Genomic DNA, 19831 nt, shown 5'->3' with positions numbered 1-19831 from the left:
CTGCCGGGCGCCGACGGCTCAGCGGCCGCGGGCGGCGTCCTGGCCGAGGTCACGCGCGCCGTCGTGGTCGTCGCCGCGGGCAGCGGCACGCGCCTCGCGCAGGGGCGGCCGAAGGCGTTCGTCGAGGTCGGCGGGGCGACGATCCTCGAGTGGTCGCTTCGCGGGATCCTGCGCTCCGCGACGCCGTGGCAGATCGTCGTCGTCGCGCCCGAGGCCGAGCTCGCCGCCGCCCGCGAGCTGTCCGAGGGCACCGCAGGGCATGCCGCTGGCTACATCACGGTGGTCGCAGGAGCCGAAACGCGCCAGCGGTCCGTCGCCCGAGGCCTTGCGGCCGTGGCACCCGGCGTGCGGACGGTGCTCGTCCACGACACCGCGCGGTGCTTCACGCCGAGCGCGCAGTTCGACCTCGTGGCGACCGCGGTCGAGACGCTGGGCCACGGCGTCGTCCCGGGCCTCGCCGTCAGCGACACCATCAAGCGCGTCGACCCGTCGGGCGCCGTGCTCGAGACGGTCGACCGGTCCGAGCTCGTCGCGATGCAGACGCCGCAGGGCTTCCCGCGCGCCGAGCTCGACGCCGTCTACGCCGAGGCTGACGTCGACCACACCGACGACGCGGCGCTGTTCGCCGCGGCCGGCCACCGGGTCACCGTCGTCGATGGGTCGGCCGAGGCGTTCAAGGTCACGACGCCGTGGGATCTCGAGCGAGCCGAGGCCCTTGCCCGTCGGGCCGTCGCCGATCCTGCGGCCTCGGTGCCTTCGCCCGCACTGCCCCGCGTCGGGCTGGGTGTCGACGTGCACGCCTTCGACCCGGCTTCTCCGCTGCGGCTCGGAACCCTCGACTTCCCCGGCGAGCCCGGGCTGAAGGGGCACAGCGACGGCGACGCGGTCGCGCACGCCATCGTCGACGCCCTGCTCTCGGCCGCCGGGGAGGGCGACATCGGGTCGCGCTTCGGCACGGACGACCCCCGGTACGCCGGGGCCGCGGGTCGAGTCTTCCTGGAGGCCACGCTCGAGATCCTCGAGGGCCGCGGCGCGAGCATCGGGTCGGTCGGCGTGCAGGTCGTCGGCAACCGGCCGAGGCTGGCGAAGCGCCGCGGCGAGATGGAGGCGGCGCTGTCGCGGATCCTGCGGGCCCCGGTGTCGGTCTCGGCGACGACCACCGACGGCCTGGGGTTCACGGGTCGCGGGGAAGGCCTCGCAGCCATCGCCACCGCGGTGGTGACCATGCCGGTCGCGTCGGCGTGAGCGCCACCGAGGCGGCAGCGTAACCACTCGGCGCCAGCCAAGTAGCCTGGGGCGGTGACCATTCGCCTCTACGACTCCCGCGAGCAGTCGATCGTCGACTTCGTCCCTCTGGAAGCCGGCAGGGTGGGGCTGTACGTCTGCGGTCCGACGGTGCAGTCGTCGCCGCACATCGGCCACCTGCGGTCGGCGCTCGTCTACGACCTGTGGCGGCGCTGGTTCACCTACCGCGGGCTGCACGTCACGCTCGTGCGCAACGTGACCGACATCGACGACAAGATCCTGAACCTCGCGAGCGAGACGAGCGAGGAGTGGTGGGCGCGCGCCTACCGCTACGAGCTGGAGTTCACCAGCGGCTACAACGCGCTGGGCATCCTCCCGCCGACGTACGAGCCTCGGGCGACGGCGAGCATCACCGAGATGCAGGCCATCATCGAGAAGCTGATCGAACGAGGGCATGCGTATCCTGCGCCCGACGACTCGGGCGACGTCTACTTCGACACGGCGACCTGGCCCGACTACGGCGCGCTCACCCGCCAGCGGCTCGACGACATGGCCAGCGCCACCGACGCCGACCCGCGCGGCAAGCGCGACCCGCGAGACTTCGCCCTGTGGAAGGGCGCCAAGGAGGGCGAGCCGGCGTCGGCGTCGTGGCCGTCGCCCTGGGGCGAGGGCCGACCAGGGTGGCACATCGAGTGCTCGGCGATGTCGAAGCGGTACCTCGGGGGCGCCTTCGACATCCACGGCGGCGGCCTCGACCTGCGGTTCCCCCACCACGAGAACGAGCTCGCGCAGTCGACCGCGGCCGGCGATGCCTTCGCGCACCACTGGGTGCACAACGGCCTCGTGAACGTCGAGGGCCAGAAGATGTCGAAGTCGCTCGGCAACTCGATCTTCGCCTCCGAGTTCCTCGCGCTCGCCCGCCCGATCGTGGTTCGCTACTTCCTCGGCGCCGCGCACTACCGCTCGACGATCGACTACCACGACGGATCGCTGGAGGAGGCCGAGGCCGCTCTCGACCGGATCGAGACCTTCCTCGCGCGCGCCCAGCGCCGCCTGGCCGACACGCGCTTCGCCGGCGTGGGCTTGCGCGAGGTGCCGCAGGCGTTCGCCGAGGCGATGGACGACGACCTCAACGTGCCGCAGGCGCTCGCCGCGCTGCACGACTCGGTGCGCCGGGGCAACGCCGGGCTCGACGACGACGACCTCGAGACCGCCGCGCGCGAGTGGCAGCACGTGCTCGCGATGGTGCAGGTGCTCGGCATCGACCCGCATGACGCCCAGTGGCGCGGCAGCGACGATTCGTCGGCTCACGCCGCACTGGCTACTCTGGTCACTTCGCTTCTCGACGCGCGGCAGTCCGCGCGCGAGGCGAAGGACTTCGCGAACGCCGATCGCATCCGGGCCGATCTGGCCACCGCCGGCATCACCATCGAAGACACCTCGACCGGACCCCATTGGAGCCTCGACTCATGAAGAACACCTCAGGCGCCCGCAAGGGCAGGCCCGGCGCCGTCCGCCAGGGCAGCAAGGGCAAGCAGGTCGGCTCCGGCGGGCAGGGTCGCCAGGCCCTCGAGGGCAAGAAGCCCACGCCGAAGGCCGAAGACCGGCCGTACCACCCCGCCGGCAAGCGCAAGGCGGCGCAGGAGCGACTCGAGGCCGCCCGCGGTCGCGCCGGCAAGAACGCCGAGCGCCCGATCCGCAACCCGCGCACGGCCGTCGACCGCACCGTGCCGCCGCGCACCAAGAAGGCCGCCGACGACTCCGAGCTCGTCACCGGCCGCAACTCGGTGCTCGAGGCCCTTCGCGCCAGGATCCCCGCGTCGACCCTGTACATGGCCGCCCGTCTCGAGATGGACGACCGCGTCAAAGAGGTCCTCACGCTCGCCACCCGTCGCGGAATCCCCGTGCTCGAGGTCATGCGCCCCGAGCTCGACCGGCTCACCGGCCCCGACTCCGTGCACCAGGGCCTCGCGCTCAAGGTGCCGCCGTACGACTACGCGCACCCCACCGACCTCCTCGACCAGGCCGAGCGCCGCGGTCAGACCCCCCTGTTCGTCGCGCTCGACGGCATCACCGACCCGCGCAACCTCGGGGCGATCATCCGGTCGGTCGCGGCGTTCGGCGGCCAGGGCGTCATCATCCCGCAGCGTCGCTCGGTCGGCATGACCGCGTCGGCGTGGAAGACCTCGGCCGGGGCGGCCGCCCGGGTGCCCGTCGCCATGGCGAGCAACCTGACGCAGACGCTCAAGGCGTTCAAAGAGCGCGGCGTGTTCGTGCTGGGCCTCGACGGCGGCGGCGACGTGCAGCTGCCGGGCCTCGAGCTGGCCGACCAGCCGCTCGTGCTCGTCATCGGCAGCGAGGGCAAGGGCCTGTCACGGCTCGTGACGGAGACCAGCGACGCCATCGTGTCGGTGCCGATCACGGCCGCCGCCGAGAGCCTCAACGCGGGCATCGCGGCGAGCGTCGCCCTCTATGAGATCTCGAAGCTGCGGTCGGAACGCAGCGCCTGACAGGCGCCGGCTGCGGAGCGAGCGCCGCTAGACCTTCGACCGCCAGTCCTCGTCGGCGTCGGCCTCCTCCTGGATCGCCACGGGCAGCGTGATCGACTCCGTCACCGGCGCGATCACCATCTGCTCGTCGCGGCGGTGGCGCAACACGTCGTTGATGTACGAGGTGAGCGCCTCGGCGATCGGCACGTCGCGCCCTTCGCGCTGCGACTGGTACCACCGGTGCTCGAGCATCTGGTGGAACACCTCGGCCGGCTCCAGCCGCCCCCGCAGCTCGCGGGGGATCGCCCGCACCACGGGCTCGAAGACGCGCGCCGCCCACTCGTGCGCGATGCGCTCCTCGTCGAGGCCCTGTTTGTCGGGCCGCATGGCGTAGGCGTCGAGGTCGTTGAGCAGCCGCCTGGCCTGGTTCTCCTGGGCGTCGAGGCCGGTGAGGCGCAGGAGCCGCCGTGAATGGTGCCCGGCGTCGACGACCTTCGGCTGGATCCTGACCTGGCTCCCCCCGTCGGTCGTCTTGATCGCGAGCTCCTCGATGTCGAATCCGAGGTCGTTGAGGCGTTCGACGCGGTCGTTGATGCGCCAGCGCTCCTTGTCGCTGAACGTCTCGGTGCCGGTGAGCTCCGTCCAGAGGCTGCGGTACTTCGCCACGATGCCGTTCGAGATGTCGACCGGGTCCATCTCCTCGTCGAGGCGGCCCCCGGCCTCGAGGTCGAGGAGCTCGCCGGCGATGTTCACGCGGGCGACCTCGAGGTCGTTCTCGCGCTGGCCGTTCGACAGCCCGCCGGGGTAGAGCTTTCCCGTCTCGGCGTCGACCAGGTAGGCGGCGAAGGCTCCTGCGTCACGCCTGAACAGCGTGTTCGAGAGCGAGACGTCGCCCCAGTAGAAGCCGATGACGTGCAGTCGCACCAGCAGGAGCGCGAGGGCGTCGACCAGGCGCGTCGCGGTGTCGGGCCGCAGGGTCTGCGAGTAGAGGGCGCGGTACGGCAGCGAGAACTTGAGGTGCCGCGTCACGAGCACGGGGTTCAGCTCGTGACCCTCCGAGTCGCGGCGGTTCGTGATGACGGCGAGCGGGTCGACGCAGGGGATGTCCATGCGCTGCAGCGTCCGCAGCATCTCGTACTCGCTCCGCGCCATCTCGCCCGAGGTCTCCTTGATGGCGATGACGTAGCCCGAGAGGTAGGCGAAGCGCACCAGGTGCCGCGAGATGCCCTTCGGCAGGGTGGCGATCGAGTCCTCGGGCCAGACGTCGAGCGGCAGGTTCCAGGGGAGGTCGAGCAGGGCCGGGTCGGCGGTGGCGGAGGTGATGTTGAGCGAGGTCACGGTGATCCGATCGAAAAAGAGCAGGGCGCAGGAGCCGAGGCGGCCGCCTCACGACGACGGCCCGCCTTCGCCCCCGGCGTGACGCCGGGTGACCAAGACGGGCCGTCCTCGCAGTGTGCAGGCTAAGCCGAGACCACAGCCTTGTCGCCGAGACGCTGGCCGCTCTCGGTGTCGAAGACGTGGACGTGGTGCGCCTGCGGCGTGATGAACACGGTGTCGCCGGCCGAGGCGTGCGATCGGCCGTCGACGCGGGCGACGATGTCGGCGCGCTGGCCGTTCACGTCGGCGTGACCGTAGAGGTAGCCGTCGGCGCCGAGCTCTTCGACGACGTCGACCGCGACCTTGAGGCCCTCGCCCGAGGTCGACACGACGACGTCCTCGGGGCGGACACCGATGGTGACCGACTTCTGCGTGGCCTGCGACGTGATGTCGCGCTCGACCGCGGCGACCGAGGTGCCGAACTGGATGCCGCCGTCGACGATGTCGGCGGGGAGCAGGTTCATGGCGGGCGAGCCGATGAATCCGGCGACGAACACGTTGTCGGGCTTCTCGTACAGGTCGCGCGGGGTGCCGACCTGCTGGAGGACGCCGTCCTTGAGGACCGCGATGCGGTCGCCCATGGTGAGCGCCTCGGTCTGGTCGTGGGTGACGTAGACCGTGGTGACACCGAGGCGGCGCTGCAGCGAGGCGATCTGGGTGCGCGTCTGGACGCGCAGCTTGGCGTCGAGGTTCGACAGCGGCTCGTCCATGAGGAACACCTGGGGCTGACGCACGATGGCGCGACCCATGGCGACGCGCTGACGCTGGCCACCCGAGAGGGCCTTCGGCTTGCGGCTCAGGTAGGGCTCGAGGTCGAGGAGCTTGGCCGCCTCGAGGACGCGGGTGGCGCGCTCGTCCTTGCCGACGCCGGCGATCTTGAGCGCGAAGCCCATGTTCTCGGCGACGGTCATGTGCGGGTACAGCGCGTAGTTCTGGAACACCATCGCGATGTCGCGGTCCTTCGGCGGCACGTCGGTGACGTTGCGGTCGCCGATGAGGATGTCGCCCGAGTTGACCTCTTCGAGGCCGGCGAGCATGCGGAGGGTGGTCGACTTGCCGCAGCCCGAGGGGCCGACGAGAACCAGGAACTCGCCGTCGGCGACCTGGAGGTCGATCGCGTCGACTGCGGGGCGGGTGGAACCCGGGTAGAGACGGGTTGCCTTGTCGAACGTCACTGACGCCATGATGTTTCTCCTTCACCGGCAGGTACGTGCCGGACGATCCGTAGTGATGGATGGCTCTCAAGCCACGGCGGTCAACGGCGACCGCCGAGTCATGTATAGCACCCCCGGGAGTGGGGCACATCCCCTCCGGCGACGAGTTCGATGTGAGCGCATCGAACGCGCGTGGACTTTTCCCAGCGGCCCCTCATACTCTTGACAGCCATGAGCGACACCGGCCGCAATCGCCGCCGAGAGGCGGCCCGCGAGAAGGCGCAGCTCGCTCGGCGACGGCAGAAGCGACGGGCCCGGGGCGCGCGCTGGGCGATCCAGGGCGCCATCGCCCTCGTGGTCGTCGCGGTGGTGGTCGTCGTGATCGTGGTCGTCCGCGGCTCGTCGCAACCGAGCGACCGCACCCCGCAGAACATGGCGGGCGACGGCATCACCATCGGGCAGGGCTTCAAGGCCGTGAGGGCAGGAGCCGGCGCGGTCACCCGGTCGCCCGCCCCCACGTCGACCGCCAAGGCCGACACCGTCCAGATCACCGTCTACAGCGACTACCTCTGCCCGTTCTGCGCGTCGTTCGAGAAGACGAACGACTCGTACATCCGCCAGCTCGTCGACTCCGGCGCGGCGACGATCACGTTCCACCCGATCGCGATCCTCAACGCCCAGTCGCAGTCGACGAAGTACTCGCAGCGCGCCGCGAACGCGGCGGCGTGCGTGGCCACCTACTCGCCCGACGCGTTCTTCGACTTCAACGCGGCGATGTTCCGCCGTCAGCCGGCCGAGGGCACACCGGGCCTCACGAACGCCCAGCTCGTCTCGCTGATCGAGGGCGTGAACGGCGTCACGAACACGTCGCGGATCGAGAAGTGCGTCGACGCGGGCACGTTCTCGTCCTGGGTGACCGACGCCACGACCAGGGCCGTCACGGGCCCGCTGCCCGGATCGACGCTGGCGAAGGTGAAGTCGACGCCCACGATCCTGGTCGATGGCGCGCCGTACAAGTTCTCGACGCCGTTCACGACCTCCGAGTTCCGCAACTTCGTCGTGACGGCCGCGGGCAACAGCTACAACGACAGCGCGACCGCCACGCCCACGCCCACCCCGACTCCGAGCTCGACGCCGCGGCCGGGCAACACCAAGATCGGCACCCCGGCCCCGAAGTAGGCCGAGCCGACCGACCGACGAAAGCAGCCGATGGGCCTCTTCAGCCGCAGCAGACCGACCCCGCCCACCCCGACGACCGAGCCTGTCCAGCGCCGCGAGGGAGCCGCCTGGTCGGCGCAGCGGACCCTGTGGAGCGACCCCTTCGGCCGCCTCGCGACGAGGTGCCTGCAGGTGATCCTCGTGGTCCTGGTCGCCGCCGCGCTCGTCTTCGCGATGACGCAGCTGAGCCTCGTCGTGATCCCGGTCGTCCTCGCGCTCATCATCGCGTCGGCGATGTATCCGCTGCTCGAGCTCATGCGGCGCCGCGGCATGCCGTCCATGCTGGCGACCTGGATCGCCCTGGTCGCCGTCATCGTGGTCCTGGGGCTGATCGTCTGGCTCGTCGTCGAGGCCGTCCAGAGCCAGTTCGACACGCTCGTGCACCAGGCGACGAAGGGCCTCGACCAGCTGCAGAGCTTCCTCAAGGACGGGCCCTTCCAGGTCAGCGACAAGCAGATCCAGAGCGTCATCGATACGGCGGTGAAGTTCCTCCAGTCGAGCCAGTTCTCCTCCGGCGCCCTGGCCGGCCTCTCGGCCGCCACGAGCTTCGTCACCGGCCTCGCCCTCTTCGTCGTGGTGCTGTTCTTCTTCATGAAGGACGGCCCGGTCATCTGGCGCTTCCTGCTGCGCCCGTTTACCGGCGAGCACTACCAGCGCGCGACCCGGATCGGCGCCAAGACCGTCTCGACCCTCGGCGGCTACGTCCGCGGAACGGCGACGGTGGCCCTCGTCGACGCTCTCGGCATCGGCATCGGCCTCTTCGTCATCGGCGTGCCCCTGGCGATCCCGCTCGCCGTGATCGTGTTCATCTCGGCCTTCGTGCCTCTCGTCGGTGCGACCGTCGCCGGGATCCTGGCCGCCCTCGTCGCCCTTGTCGCGAACGGCCCGGTCGCGGCGATCGTCGTGGTGGCGATCGTCGTCGCCGTGAACCAGCTCGAGGGCAACTTCCTGCAGCCCGTCGTCATGGCGCGGTCGCTCAAGCTGCACCCTCTGGTGGTGCTGCTCGCGCTGACCGCCGGGACCCTGCTCGGTGGCATCATCGGGGCGATCCTCTCGGTACCCGTCGCGGCCGTCGCCTGGGGCGTCGTCACGGTCTGGAACGGCCCCGAGCACCCGGCCGAGTTCGCCCGCCGCAAGCGTCCCGAGCCGAAGGCGTGAGGTGCGTGCCAGAGCGCAGGAGCACCGATTGTCTCTCGTTGTCATCGAGTCGGGTACTCTGACGTCGTGACTACCTACGCCCTCGCCGTCGACCTCGGCGGCACCAAGGTCGAGGCGGCCCTGGTCGCCGACGACGGCGCGGTCCTCCCGGGCAGCCGCGACCGCCGCCCGACCGGTGCCGAGTCGTCGAGCGAGCAGCTGGCAGGCTCGGTCCGCGAGGTCGTCCGGTCAGCGCTCGGCGCACTGCCCGACGGCGCGGCGCTCGTGGGCGTCGGCATCGGCAGCGCGGGCCCGGTCGACCTCACCGAGGGCACGGTGTCGCCCATCAACCTGCCGGCCTGGCGCGGCTTCGGGCTGCGTGCGCTGGTGATCGAGGCGGCGGGGGAGGCCCTCGCCGAGGGCGTTCCGGTGATCCTGCGCCTCGACGGCGTCAGCCTCGCCATGGCCGAGCACTGGGTCGGCGCGACGCAGGGCGTCGACAACGCCCTCGCGGTCACCGTGTCGACCGGCATCGGCGGCGGGCTCATCGTCAACGGGCGGCTGCTCGCGGGCGGCACCGGCAACGCCGGGCACATCGGCCAGGTGCAGATCGCGACGCGCACGCCGGGAGAGACCTCGCAGAACGTCACGGTCGAGGTGCTCGCCTCAGGGCCGCACACCGTCACCTGGGCGAAGATGCAGGGCTGGCACGGCGAGCGCGGCGAAGACCTCGCTCGCGACTACGCCGCCGGCGACGCGGTGGCGGTCGCAGCGGTGCGCCGCTCCGCGACGGCGCTCGGCGAGGCCATCACGTCCGTGACCACGCTGCTCGACCTCGACGTGGTGGCGGTCGGCGGCGGCTTCTCGCGCGTCAGCGCCGACTACCTCGACCTCGTGCGAGCCACGATCGACGAGGCCGCCTACAACCGCTACGCGACGCGCATCCGCGTGGTGGCCTCGGGGCTGTCCGACGAGGGCCCGCTCGTGGGTGCGGCCGCACTCGTGCACCAGGCGCACCTGCTCGGCTGACGCCGCTGGCGCGTCACCTGCGCGACCAGGCGCGCATCGACGTGCGGCCCTACGCGCCGAGACGGCGCACGTGCTGCTTCGTGCGGCCCTTCCACTCGCCCGGCCCGGCCGGCTGGAGCACCTCGTGCAGGGTGCGGGCCTTGCCCGACAGGTACCAGTCGGAGCGCGAGCCCGACTCGACCGGCTTCATGCCGACGACGACCTTGCCGCGCGAGTGCATCTCGGCCATGTCGGCGAACGCCTGGTCGATGTACTCGAACGGGTAGAAACCCGAGACGAGCACCCGCAGCCTCATCTCGGCGATCATCTGCGCGAGCATGCCGAGCAGGTGAGCGGGGGCGCGGTCGTCGGCGTCGGCGGTGATGAAGCGCAGCTCGACGTCGAGGCGGTCCTCGCTCGACGAGAAGCGGTCGTCGGCGACGCCGAGAGCTCGGGCGAGGGCGGGGTTGTCTCCGCCGAAGTTGTCGATGAACGCGGTGACGTCTCGTGCGGCGGCGTCTCGGATCCTGCCTTCGAGCCCTTCGCCGTAGGTGACCGGGATCACGCCGATCGACCTCAGATAGTCGTGGTTGTGCGGGCTGCAGGTGCCGATGACCTTCCATCCGGCGCCCAGGGCGAGCTGGCACTCGATGCTGCCGACGCCGCCGGCGGCCGCCGACACGACGAGCACGGGTCGCGGGTCGACGGAGGTGGTGCGGCCCACCTCGATGCCGACCGACTCGGCGATGGTCACGGCGGTGCACCCGGCGAGGTAGAGGCCGCCCGCGACCTCCCAGTCCACGGTGTCGGGCTTCTTCACGACCTGGCTGCGCGGGACGGTGAGGTGGGTGGCGTGGGCGCCGCCGCCGACCGCGTGGCCGATGACGGCCTGGCCGAGGTGGAGGTCGTGCACGTCGGCCCCGCGCTTGATGACGATCCCGGCGAAGCAGGAGCCCTGCCGCGCCGGGAGGTCCTGCGGCAGGCGCTCGGTGAAGTCGCCCCGCCGGATCGAGTTCTCGATGTGGTTGAGGCCCGCCGCGACGACCTCGACGAGCACCTCGTCCGCCGTCGGCTCGGGCATGGGGCCCTCGACGAGCGTGAGCACGTCGACGTCACCGTAGCGGTCGTATTCCAGGGCCTTGCACGTGCGATCCATGGCGGACCTCCTCGTCCCGGGCCTGCCGCGACGTCCGTACGACCAGCCCTTGCGCGCAGTCTGCGCCCGGGCGCGACAAAGCGCCCGGTGAATCCGAGAAGGGGCCGGCGACCGGTTAGCGGCCCTCGGCCTCCCGGCGGGCGGCGCGCTCGGCGTCGCGCTCGCGCACCCGCTGCTCCTCTTCCCGCACGACGGCGAGGTTGTGGCGCTCCTGCGACAGCCACGTCGGCATCTCGGTCAGGAGGTCCTGGATCTCGGCGGTGGTCAGCACGTCGTCGACGCCGGCCCGGGCGAGGCCCGAGATGGTGATGCCGAGCTTGCGCGCGACCTCCGGGCGGGGATGCGGCCCCTCGCGGCGCAGCGTCGCAAGCCACTCCGGCGGGTTCGCGACGAGGGAGTCGAGCTCGTCGCGAGTGACGGGGCCCTCCTGGAACTCGGCCGGCGTCGCCGGCAGATAGACGCCCAGCTTCTTGGCGGCCGTCGTCGCCTTCATCGTCTGGGTCTTCGGCGGCTTGGGCTGCTGGCGGGTGTCGGGACGCGACGTCTCGGTCAGGTGCTCGCCCGCGGCGGCGCCCGGCTGGTCGCTGTTCTCGTTGCTCATGGGCTTCAGGGTACCCTGGCGGCATCGCCCGGCAGCCCCGCGTCGGCGCGGGGAGGAGGCCGCCGTGCCCGACGAGCCGCCGTTCCGCGTCGGGATCGTGCCCGGCGTGACGCTCACGAAGTGGTCTCGCGTCTGGTCCGAGCGCCACCCGTCCCGCCCCCTCGCGGTCAGTGTTCTGGAGGCTCAGGATCCCACGGCCGCCCTGCGAGACGACCTCGACGTCCTCCTCGCCCGCCTCCCGATCCCCGCGGAGGGTTTCCACGCGATCCGCCTCTACGACGAGCAGCCCTTCGTGGTCCTGCCGAAGGGGCACGTGCTGGCCGACCTCGACGCGCTCGACGTCGAAGACCTCGAGGGCGAGACCCGCCACGACCTCGACGCGACCCTCGGCCCCGCCGTCCAGATCGAGGTGGTGGGCGCAGGAGCCGGCGTGACCGTCCTCCCGCAATCCCTCGCCCGCCTCCACAGCCGCAAGGACGTCGTGTCGAGGCCGCTCTCGGGCGTGCCTCCGACGACCATCGCTCTCGTCTGGCCCGAGGGGCGCGATTCGGACGACATCCAGGACTTCATCGGCATCGTCCGCGGACGCACGGCGAACAGCTCCCGCGGGCGGTCGGCCGACGCCGATGCCGGCGGCGGCGCCGCCCCCGCGAGGCCGTCGCAGAAGCCGCAGGCGGCCGCGCCGAAGACCCGGGGTGCCGCCGGAGCCAGAGGCCGTCGTCCGGCTGCCGGATCCGGCTCCTCCCGCAGGCGCGGTCGGCGCTAGCCCGACGGGCCGTCGCGCCTCTACGATCTGCTCATGGCCACCTTCCGCACCGCCATCTACGCGCCCCGGCCCACGGTCGCCGGCATCGAAGTGCCGCCCGAGATCATCGACGAGCTGGGCGCCGGCAAGAAGCCCGCCGTCGTCGTCGAGGTCGGTGGCTACACGTATCGCAGCACCGTCGGCGTCATGGGCGGCAAGTCGCTCATCCCGCTGTCGTCCGAGCACCGCAAGGCGTCGGGTCTCTCCGCGGGCGACGAGGTCGAGGTGACGCTCACGCTCGACGAGGCGCCGCGGGTGGTCGCCGTGCCGAGCGATCTCCAGGGGCTGCTCGACTCGGATCCTGCGGCCACAGCCGCCTACGAGGCCCTCTCGTACAGCCGCCAGCGCGCCCTGGTCGAGCCGATCGATCAGGCCAAGACCGCCGAGACGCGTCAGCGCCGCATCGAGAAAGCCCTCGAGTCGCTGCGGGGCTGAGCGTTCACCCCCGCGTAACCCGAGCGTCGCCCAGGTATCGTTGGGCGGCGTGAGCACCTCGACCGGATCCGGCGCCGCTCGGCGCCCGGCGACCCCCGGGCACTACGCCAAGGGGCTCGCGAAGCGCGAGGCGATCCTCGACGCCGCGCTGCCGGTGTTCGGGCAGTCCGGCTTCCACGGAGCGTCGCTGCGCGAGATCGCGCGCCAGTGCGGGGTGTCGCACCAGTCGCTCATGCACTACTTCCCGACGAAGGAGGAGCTGCTCCTCGCCGTCGTCCGCAAGCGCGACGAGCGGCTCCGCACGCACTTCGGCGACGCCGGCGGAATGAGCCTCGGCCGCCTGGTCGACCTGGCCGAGTACAACGTCGACGTGCCGGGAGTCATCCAGCTCTTCAACACGGCGTCCGCCGAGGCGACGTCGCCCGAGCACCCGGCCCACGACTACTACGCCGACTTCTACGACCGGATCATCGAGTCGACCACCGACTACCTCGAGACGGCCGAGCGCCACCACCTTCTCGCTCCCGGCTTCACGGCCGCGTCAGCCGCGCGCGTCGTGCTGGCGGTGCAGGACGGCCTGCAGCTGCAGTGGCTCTACGATCGCGCGGCGGTCCGGGTCGCCGAGCTGATGCGGCTGGTGATCGCGACCGTCGTGTCGGTGCCGCTCGAGGAGCTCGACGCGCTCGTCGCCACCGAGCAGCCGCCCGCCGAGGCCTGACGCCGGCACCTCTCGACCCGACCGCGCACGCGTGCCGTGCAAACCTTGCCGCGCGGCAAACTCCGGTCGTATCCTTGCCGCATGGCAAAGATGCACGATGACGTCGTCGGCGACGCACCCCTGGCGACAGCGATCCCCGAGGGACTGGCCGACGCCGCCGTGGCCCTGGCGGGCGACTGGGCGAGGCGCGCGGGGTCGGCGCCGAGCACGGGGTCGGCCGAGCTCCTGAGCCAGGTGCTCAAAGACGAGTCGGGTCTCGCGTTCACGATCGGCTTCGTCGACCGGGTCGTCCGGCCCGAAGACCTCGGTGTGGCGGCGCGCAACCTGCGGACGCTCTCGGCGTCGGCCCCGGCCTTCCTGCCGTGGCACCTGCGCGCGGCAGTCCGCATCGGCGGCGTGCTCGCGCCGGTCATGCCGGGCCTCGTCGTGCCGCTCGCCCGCCGCGTGCTCCGCCGCATGGTCGGCCACCTCATCGTCGACTCCCGCGACGACCGACTCGGCGCCGCCATCGCCGCCCTGCGCAAAGACGGCACGCGCCTCAACCTGAACCTCCTCGGCGAGGCCGTGCTCGGCGACGCCGAGGCCGACCACCGCCTGGCCGGCACGCGCGCGCTTCTCGAGCGCGACGACGTCGACTACGTCTCGATCAAGGTCTCGTCGATCGTGAGCCAGCTGTCGATGTGGGCCTTCGACGAGACCGTCGCCCGGGTCGTCGAGAAGCTGACTCCCCTCTACGAGATCGCCGCGACCTCCCGGCAGGCGAAGTTCATCAACCTCGACATGGAGGAGTATCGCGACCTCGACCTCACCCTCACCGTCTTCACGACCCTCCTCGACCAGCCGCAGCTGAAGCACCTCGAGGCCGGCATCGTGCTGCAGACCTACCTGCCCGACGCCCTCTCCGCGATGCAGCGCCTGAGCGCCTGGTCGACCGCCCGTGTCGACGCCGGCGGCGCCCCGGTGAAGGTCCGCGTGGTCAAGGGAGCGAACCTCGCGATGGAGCACGTCGACGCGGCCGTGCACGACTGGCCCCTGGCGACCTACGACACGAAGCGGCAGAGCGACACGAACTACAAGCGCGTGCTCTCCTGGGCGATGACGCCCTCGCGCACGCGGGCCGTCCGGCTCGGCGTCGCGGGCCACAACCTCTTCGACATCGCGTTCGCGCACCTCCTCGCCGAGCAGCGGGGCGTCTCGGCCGACGTCGAGTTCGAGATGCTGCTGGGTATGGCGGAGGGCCAGGCGGACCTCGTGCGGCAGGCGGTGGGCGGGCTCCTGCTCTACACGCCCGTCGTGCACCCGCGCGAGTTCGACGTCGCGATCAGCTACCTCATCAGGCGGCTCGAGGAGAACGCGTCGCACGACAACTTCATGTCGGCCGTCTTCGAGCTCGCCTCGACCCCGACGCTCTTCGAGCGCGAGAAGCAGCGGTTCCTCGACGCCATCGCCGACCTCGACGACGCGGTGCCCGCGCCGCACCGTCAGCAGTCGCGCCTCACCGAGCAGCTCGAGCCGAGCACGGGAGGCTTCTCGAACACACCCGACACCGACCCCGCGCTCGCCGCGAATCGCGACTGGGGGCGCAGGATCCTCTCGTCCGTCCCCACCTCCACCCTCGGCAGCGACACCATCGCCGCGGCCCGCGCCGACACCGCGATCGCCGTCGACCAGGTCGTCGACGGCGCCCTCGCCGCCGCGCCGTCCTGGGCGGCGCTCCGCGGCGCCGGCCGCGCGGCCGTGCTCCGCCGGGCCGCGGTCGAGCTCGGGCGGCGCCGCGCCGACCTCATCGAGGTGGCCGCGGCCGAGACGGGCAAGACGATCGCCGAGGGCGACGTCGAGGTGAGCGAGGCGATCGACTTCGCGAACTACTACGCGACTCTCGCGGAGGAACTCGACCGGGTCGACGGTGCCGTCTACGAGGCGCCGCGGCTCATCGTCGTCACGCCGCCGTGGAACTTCCCCGTGGCGATCCCGACAGGTGGCACTCTGGCCGCGCTCGCCGCGGGAGCGGGCGTCGTCCTCAAGCCCGCCGGGCAGGCGAAGCGCTGCGGCGCCGTCCTGGTCGAGGCGCTCTGGGCCGCCGGTGTGCCGCGCGACGTGCTCCGGCTGGTCGACGTCGACGAGGGCGACCTCGGCCGCAGGCTCGTGTCGCACCCGGCCGTCGACCGCGTCATCCTCACCGGCGCCTACGAGACCGCCGAGCTGTTCCGGTCGTGGCGGCCAGACCTCCCGCTGCTCGCCGAGACGAGCGGCAAGAACGCGATCATCGTCACTCCGAGCGCCGACCTCGACCTCGCCGCCTCCGACGTCATCAAGTCGGCCTTCGGGCACGCGGGGCAGAAGTGCTCGGCGTCGAGCCTGGTGATCCTCGTCGGCTCCGTCGCTCGCTCCGAGCGCTTCCGTCGACAGCTCGTCGACGCCGCGGCGTCGATGCGGGTGGGGCTCCCCTCCGACCCGACCACGCAGATGGGCCCGATCGTCGAGCCGGCCGCCGGGAAGCTGCTGCGCGGCCTCACCGAGCTCGGGGCAGGGGAGTCCTGGCTCGTCCAACCTCGCCGCCTTGATGAGACCGGCCGGCTCTGGTCGCCCGGCATCCGCACCGGAGTCGCACCGGGCAGCGACTTCCACCGCACCGAGTTCTTCGGGCCGGTCCTCGGCATCATGGCCGCCACGACACTCGACGAGGCGATCCGGCTCCAGAACGCCACCGACTACGGCCTCACCGCGGGGCTCCACACCCTCGACGCCCGAGAGCTGGCCACCTGGCTCGACCGGGTCGAGGCCGGAAACCTCTACGTGAACCGCGGCATCACGGGCGCGATCGTGCGGCGTCAGCCGTTCGGCGGATGGAAGCGCTCGGCCGTCGGGGCGGGCGGCAAGGCGGGTGGCCCCAACTACCTGGTGCACCTCGGCTCCTGGACCCCGGCCCCTCTGACCACGCCGGCCGGCCGGCCGCTCACGGCCTCGGTCGAGGCGATCGTCGGCGCCGTCGAGAAATCGACTCCGACGCACGCCGAGGGTCTTCGGGCCGCGGCGATCGCCGACGACGTGGCGTGGGCGACGACCTACGGCGCCGCCGTCGACGTGTCGCAGGTGGGGCTCGAGCGCAACGTGTTCCGCTATCGGCCACTGCCGGTGACGGTCCGCCTGGCCGAGGGCGGCGACCCGGCCGATCTCGCCCGGGTGCTCGTGGCGGGAACGCGGGCAGGAGCCCGGCTCACGGTCAGCTCGGCGATCGCCCTGCCGCCCGCGCTCGTCGCCGCCCTGCGCCCGGAGACCGTCTCGATCGTCGATGACGCGGGGTTCGACGCCCTCCTGTCTCGCGGCGACCTCGCGACCTCCCGCATCCGTCTCGTCGGCCCGCCGAGTGCCCAGGGGCGGCTGGCGATCGCGCTGAGGGGAGATCCGTCCGTCGCTGTCTTTGCGGCGAGAGTCACCCCCTCGCCTCGGCTGGAGGTCCTCCCGTTCCTGCGCGAGCAGGCCGTCGCGATCACGGCCCACCGCTTCGGCAATCCCGACCCCTGGAGCGAGTCCGTCCTCTGACCCGCACCCGGCACCGACGGCGGCCGAGCGCGGCGGATAGGCTCGACGGGTGAAGATCGCGCGTTTTGCCAGCCCTGACGAAGACCCCCGCTTCGGCGTCGTCGACGGAGACGACCTCGTCGTCCTCGCCGGCGATCCCATGTACGCCGGGTACGAGACCACGGGCGAGCGCGTCCCGATGAGCGGCGTGAAGATCCTGGCGCCCGTGATCCCGCGGTCGAAGGTGGTCGGCATCGGCCTCAACTACTACGACCACGCCGACGAGATGGGGCAGGAGGCTCCGGAGTTCCCGGTGGTCTTCCTCAAGCCGAACACGACCGTCATCGGCCCGGGCGACGCGATCCAGCTCCCGCCGGTCGAGGGCCAGGTCGACCTGGAGGGCGAGCTCGCCATCGTCATCGGCAGCATCGCGAAGAAGGTGAGGCCCGAGGACTACGCCGACGTCGTCTTCGGCTACACGATCGCGAACGACGTCACCGCCCGCACCGTGCAGCAGAGCGACGGGCAGTGGACCCGCGCCAAGAGCTACGACACGTTCTGCCCGATCGGCCCGTACATCGAGACCGAGCTGGACTGGACCGACGTCACCATCCAGTCGCGCGTCGACGGCGAGCTGCTCCAGCGCGAGACGACGCAGCACATGATCCACAAGATCCCCGACCTCGTCGCGTACGTCAGCCAGATCTTCACCCTCCTGCCCGGCGACATCATCCTCACCGGCACCCCGGCCGGCGTCGGCCCGTTCACCGCGGGTCAGACCGTCGAGATCTCGATCGACGGGCTGGGGTCGCTCATCAACCCCGTTCGCAACCGCGACTGACGGTCGCAGGAGCAGGCGCAAAGCAACACGTGTAGAGCGACACGCCCGGGATTCGCCCTTGATTTGGCAGAAGCCCGATCGACACGTATTGTTTTCTCTTGTCACCCCAAAGGTTCGGAAAGCTTCTGAAGCGGCCGGCCTCAAGCGGGGACATCCTCCCTCCGACTCCCTCTTGTAGGTCGAGCGGAATGCGGTTAGGATTGCAAGTCCGTCACCTCGTGGACATCGTCCACACGCGGCACCTCTCGAAGGTCGCCGAAGTCGAGTGAGTTCCGGTCTCTGACCGAAATTGACACGGCCCGCCGAGGTGGCTACGGTATCAAAGTTGCCTCCGGCGAAACGCTACAAGATAGCGCCGAGCCGGGGTGTGTTTGGTCCTTGAGAACTCAACAGCGTGCACATTGTCAAATGCCAAATAACTCGTCGTTTCGGAGGGGTGGCCACCGCAGGTGGTCAGACCTTTGGGATGTACGGTTTCTTTGAGATTGAATGGACAACTTAATCGTCAGATTGTTGTCGTTTGGTCAGCATCAAACTTGCAGTTCGTGTCTATTCCGATGCGTTCTGTGTTTTTCTTTTACGGAGAGTTTGATCCTGGCTCAGGACGAACGCTGGCGGCGTGCTTAACACATGCAAGTCGAACGATGAACACCAGCTTGCTGGTGGGATTAGTGGCGAACGGGTGAGTAACACGTGAGTAACCTGCCCTTGACTCTGGGATAAGCGTTGGAAACGACGTCTAATACCGGATAGGACTCCTGGCCGCATGGTCTGGGGGTGGAAAGATTTTTTGGTCAAGGATGGACTCGCGGCCTATCAGGTTGTTGGTGAGGTAATGGCTCACCAAGCCGACGACGGGTAGCCGGCCTGAGAGGGTGACCGGCCACACTGGGACTGAGACACGGCCCAGACTCCTACGGGAGGCAGCAGTGGGGAATATTGCACAATGGGCGCAAGCCTGATGCAGCAACGCCGCGTGAGGGACGACGGCCTTCGGGTTGTAAACCTCTTTTAGTAGGGAAGAAGCGAAAGTGACGGTACCTGCAGAAAAAGCACCGGCTAACTACGTGCCAGCAGCCGCGGTAATACGTAGGGTGCAAGCGTTGTCCGGAATTATTGGGCGTAAAGAGCTCGTAGGCGGTTTGTCGCGTCTGCTGTGAAATCTGGGGGCTCAACCCCCAGCCTGCAGTGGGTACGGGCAGACTAGAGTGCGGTAGGGGAGATTGGAATTCCTGGTGTAGCGGTGGAATGCGCAGATATCAGGAGGAACACCGATGGCGAAGGCAGATCTCTGGGCCGTAACTGACGCTGAGGAGCGAAAGCATGGGGAGCGAACAGGATTAGATACCCTGGTAGTCCATGCCGTAAACGTTGGGAACTAGATGTAGGGGCCATTCCACGGTTTCTGTGTCGCAGCTAACGCATTAAGTTCCCCGCCTGGGGAGTACGGCCGCAAGGCTAAAACTCAAAGGAATTGACGGGGGCCCGCACAAGCGGCGGAGCATGCGGATTAATTCGATGCAACGCGAAGAACCTTACCAAGGCTTGACATATACCGGAAACGTCCAGAGATGGTCGCCCCGCAAGGTCGGTATACAGGTGGTGCATGGTTGTCGTCAGCTCGTGTCGTGAGATGTTGGGTTAAGTCCCGCAACGAGCGCAACCCTCGTTCTATGTTGCCAGCACGTTATGGTGGGAACTCATAGGAGACTGCCGGGGTCAACTCGGAGGAAGGTGGGGATGACGTCAAATCATCATGCCCCTTATGTCTTGGGCTTCACGCATGCTACAATGGCCGATACAAAGGGCTGCGATACCGTAAGGTGGAGCGAATCCCAAAAAGTCGGTCTCAGTTCGGATTGAGGTCTGCAACTCGACCTCATGAAGTCGGAGTCGCTAGTAATCGCAGATCAGCAACGCTGCGGTGAATACGTTCCCGGGCCTTGTACACACCGCCCGTCAAGTCATGAAAGTCGGTAACACCCGAAGCCGGTGGCCCAACCCTTGTGGAGGGAGCCGTCGAAGGTGGGATCGGTGATTAGGACTAAGTCGTAACAAGGTAGCCGTACCGGAAGGTGCGGCTGGATCACCTCCTTTCTAAGGAGCATGCACCAGCCCCGCTGTT

At 70.0% G+C, this 19831-nt stretch carries 15 protein-coding genes and 1 rRNA gene; 12 read left to right on the top strand and 4 right to left on the bottom strand.

The window, feature by feature from the left end:
* Genes ispD through rlmB form a run of 3 tightly spaced genes read left to right on the top strand, consistent with a single transcriptional unit; the run spans position 1 to position 3755 of the window.
* The gene (gene ispD, locus C8E83_RS12305; protein WP_425454778.1) at positions 1-1245 is read left to right on the top strand and encodes a 2-C-methyl-D-erythritol 4-phosphate cytidylyltransferase; all 1245 of its coding nucleotides are present in this window, start codon (positions 1-3) and stop codon (positions 1243-1245) included.
* A gap of 54 nt (positions 1246-1299) precedes the next feature.
* The gene (gene cysS, locus C8E83_RS12300; protein ID WP_121370160.1) at positions 1300-2718 is read left to right on the top strand and encodes a cysteine--tRNA ligase; all 1419 of its coding nucleotides are present in this window, start codon (positions 1300-1302) and stop codon (positions 2716-2718) included.
* Positions 2715-3755, top strand: coding sequence for a 23S rRNA (guanosine(2251)-2'-O)-methyltransferase RlmB (gene rlmB / locus C8E83_RS12295; protein ID WP_121370159.1), 1041 nt, complete (start codon positions 2715-2717; stop codon positions 3753-3755). The genes cysS and rlmB overlap by 4 nt, the downstream gene beginning before the upstream one ends.
* 27 nt (positions 3756-3782) lie before the next feature.
* Here rlmB and C8E83_RS12290 read toward each other — a convergent pair whose 3' ends face one another.
* Positions 3783-5072 (bottom strand): DUF4032 domain-containing protein, encoded by a 1290-nt coding sequence (locus C8E83_RS12290; protein WP_121370158.1) that lies wholly within the window; start codon positions 5070-5072, stop codon positions 3783-3785.
* Between the two features lie 122 nt (positions 5073-5194).
* Positions 5195-6295, bottom strand: coding sequence for an ABC transporter ATP-binding protein (locus C8E83_RS12285; RefSeq protein ID WP_121370157.1), 1101 nt, complete (start codon positions 6293-6295; stop codon positions 5195-5197).
* Between the two features lie 201 nt (positions 6296-6496).
* Here C8E83_RS12285 and C8E83_RS12280 point away from each other — a divergent pair, with 201 nt between their 5' ends.
* From C8E83_RS12280 to C8E83_RS12270, 3 genes are all read left to right on the top strand, one after another.
* Positions 6497-7444 (top strand): DsbA family protein, encoded by a 948-nt coding sequence (locus C8E83_RS12280; RefSeq protein ID WP_121370156.1) that lies wholly within the window; start codon positions 6497-6499, stop codon positions 7442-7444.
* Between the two features lie 30 nt (positions 7445-7474).
* Complete coding sequence (locus tag C8E83_RS12275; RefSeq protein WP_121370155.1) at positions 7475-8641, top strand: AI-2E family transporter; 1167 nt, start codon at positions 7475-7477, stop codon at positions 8639-8641.
* Positions 8642-8707: 66 nt separating this feature from the next.
* Complete coding sequence (locus C8E83_RS12270; RefSeq protein WP_121370154.1) at positions 8708-9649, top strand: ROK family protein; 942 nt, start codon at positions 8708-8710, stop codon at positions 9647-9649.
* Positions 9650-9698: 49 nt separating this feature from the next.
* Here C8E83_RS12270 and C8E83_RS12265 read toward each other — a convergent pair whose 3' ends face one another.
* Both C8E83_RS12265 and C8E83_RS12260 read right to left on the bottom strand, forming a co-directional pair.
* On the bottom strand, positions 9699-10784 hold the full coding sequence (locus C8E83_RS12265) for an NADP-dependent oxidoreductase (RefSeq protein ID WP_121370153.1): 1086 nt from the start codon (positions 10782-10784) through the stop codon (positions 9699-9701).
* 115 nt (positions 10785-10899) lie between these two features.
* Complete coding sequence (locus tag C8E83_RS12260) at positions 10900-11277, bottom strand: DUF5997 family protein (protein ID WP_121371890.1); 378 nt, start codon at positions 11275-11277, stop codon at positions 10900-10902.
* A gap of 172 nt (positions 11278-11449) precedes the next feature.
* Between C8E83_RS12260 and C8E83_RS12255 the strand changes: the two genes are divergently transcribed.
* The 6 genes from C8E83_RS12255 (at position 11450) to C8E83_RS12230 (ending at position 19803) form a co-directional block, all read left to right on the top strand.
* Positions 11450-12151 (top strand): LysR family transcriptional regulator substrate-binding protein, encoded by a 702-nt coding sequence (locus tag C8E83_RS12255; RefSeq protein WP_211331694.1) that lies wholly within the window; start codon positions 11450-11452, stop codon positions 12149-12151.
* A 33-nt stretch (positions 12152-12184) separates the two neighbouring features.
* Positions 12185-12625: a YdeI/OmpD-associated family protein gene (locus tag C8E83_RS12250; RefSeq protein WP_121370151.1), complete on the top strand. Its 441-nt coding sequence runs from the start codon at positions 12185-12187 to the stop codon at positions 12623-12625.
* 49 nt (positions 12626-12674) lie between these two features.
* Positions 12675-13343, top strand: coding sequence for a TetR/AcrR family transcriptional regulator (locus C8E83_RS12245; RefSeq protein ID WP_170159932.1), 669 nt, complete (start codon positions 12675-12677; stop codon positions 13341-13343).
* A gap of 81 nt (positions 13344-13424) precedes the next feature.
* Positions 13425-16886 (top strand): proline dehydrogenase family protein, encoded by a 3462-nt coding sequence (locus tag C8E83_RS12240; RefSeq protein ID WP_121370149.1) that lies wholly within the window; start codon positions 13425-13427, stop codon positions 16884-16886.
* Positions 16887-16935: 49 nt separating this feature from the next.
* Positions 16936-17706 (top strand): fumarylacetoacetate hydrolase family protein, encoded by a 771-nt coding sequence (locus C8E83_RS12235; protein ID WP_121370148.1) that lies wholly within the window; start codon positions 16936-16938, stop codon positions 17704-17706.
* A gap of 576 nt (positions 17707-18282) precedes the next feature.
* Positions 18283-19803 (top strand): 16S ribosomal RNA (locus C8E83_RS12230).
* Positions 19804-19831: the final 28 nt, after the last annotated feature.

The sequence above is a fragment of the Frondihabitans australicus genome (genome assembly GCF_003634555.1).
Taxonomy (GTDB): domain Bacteria; phylum Actinomycetota; class Actinomycetes; order Actinomycetales; family Microbacteriaceae; genus Frondihabitans; species Frondihabitans australicus.
The sequence above is the reverse complement of the archived record's forward strand: the minus strand, read 5'-3'. Positions and strand labels throughout refer to the sequence as shown.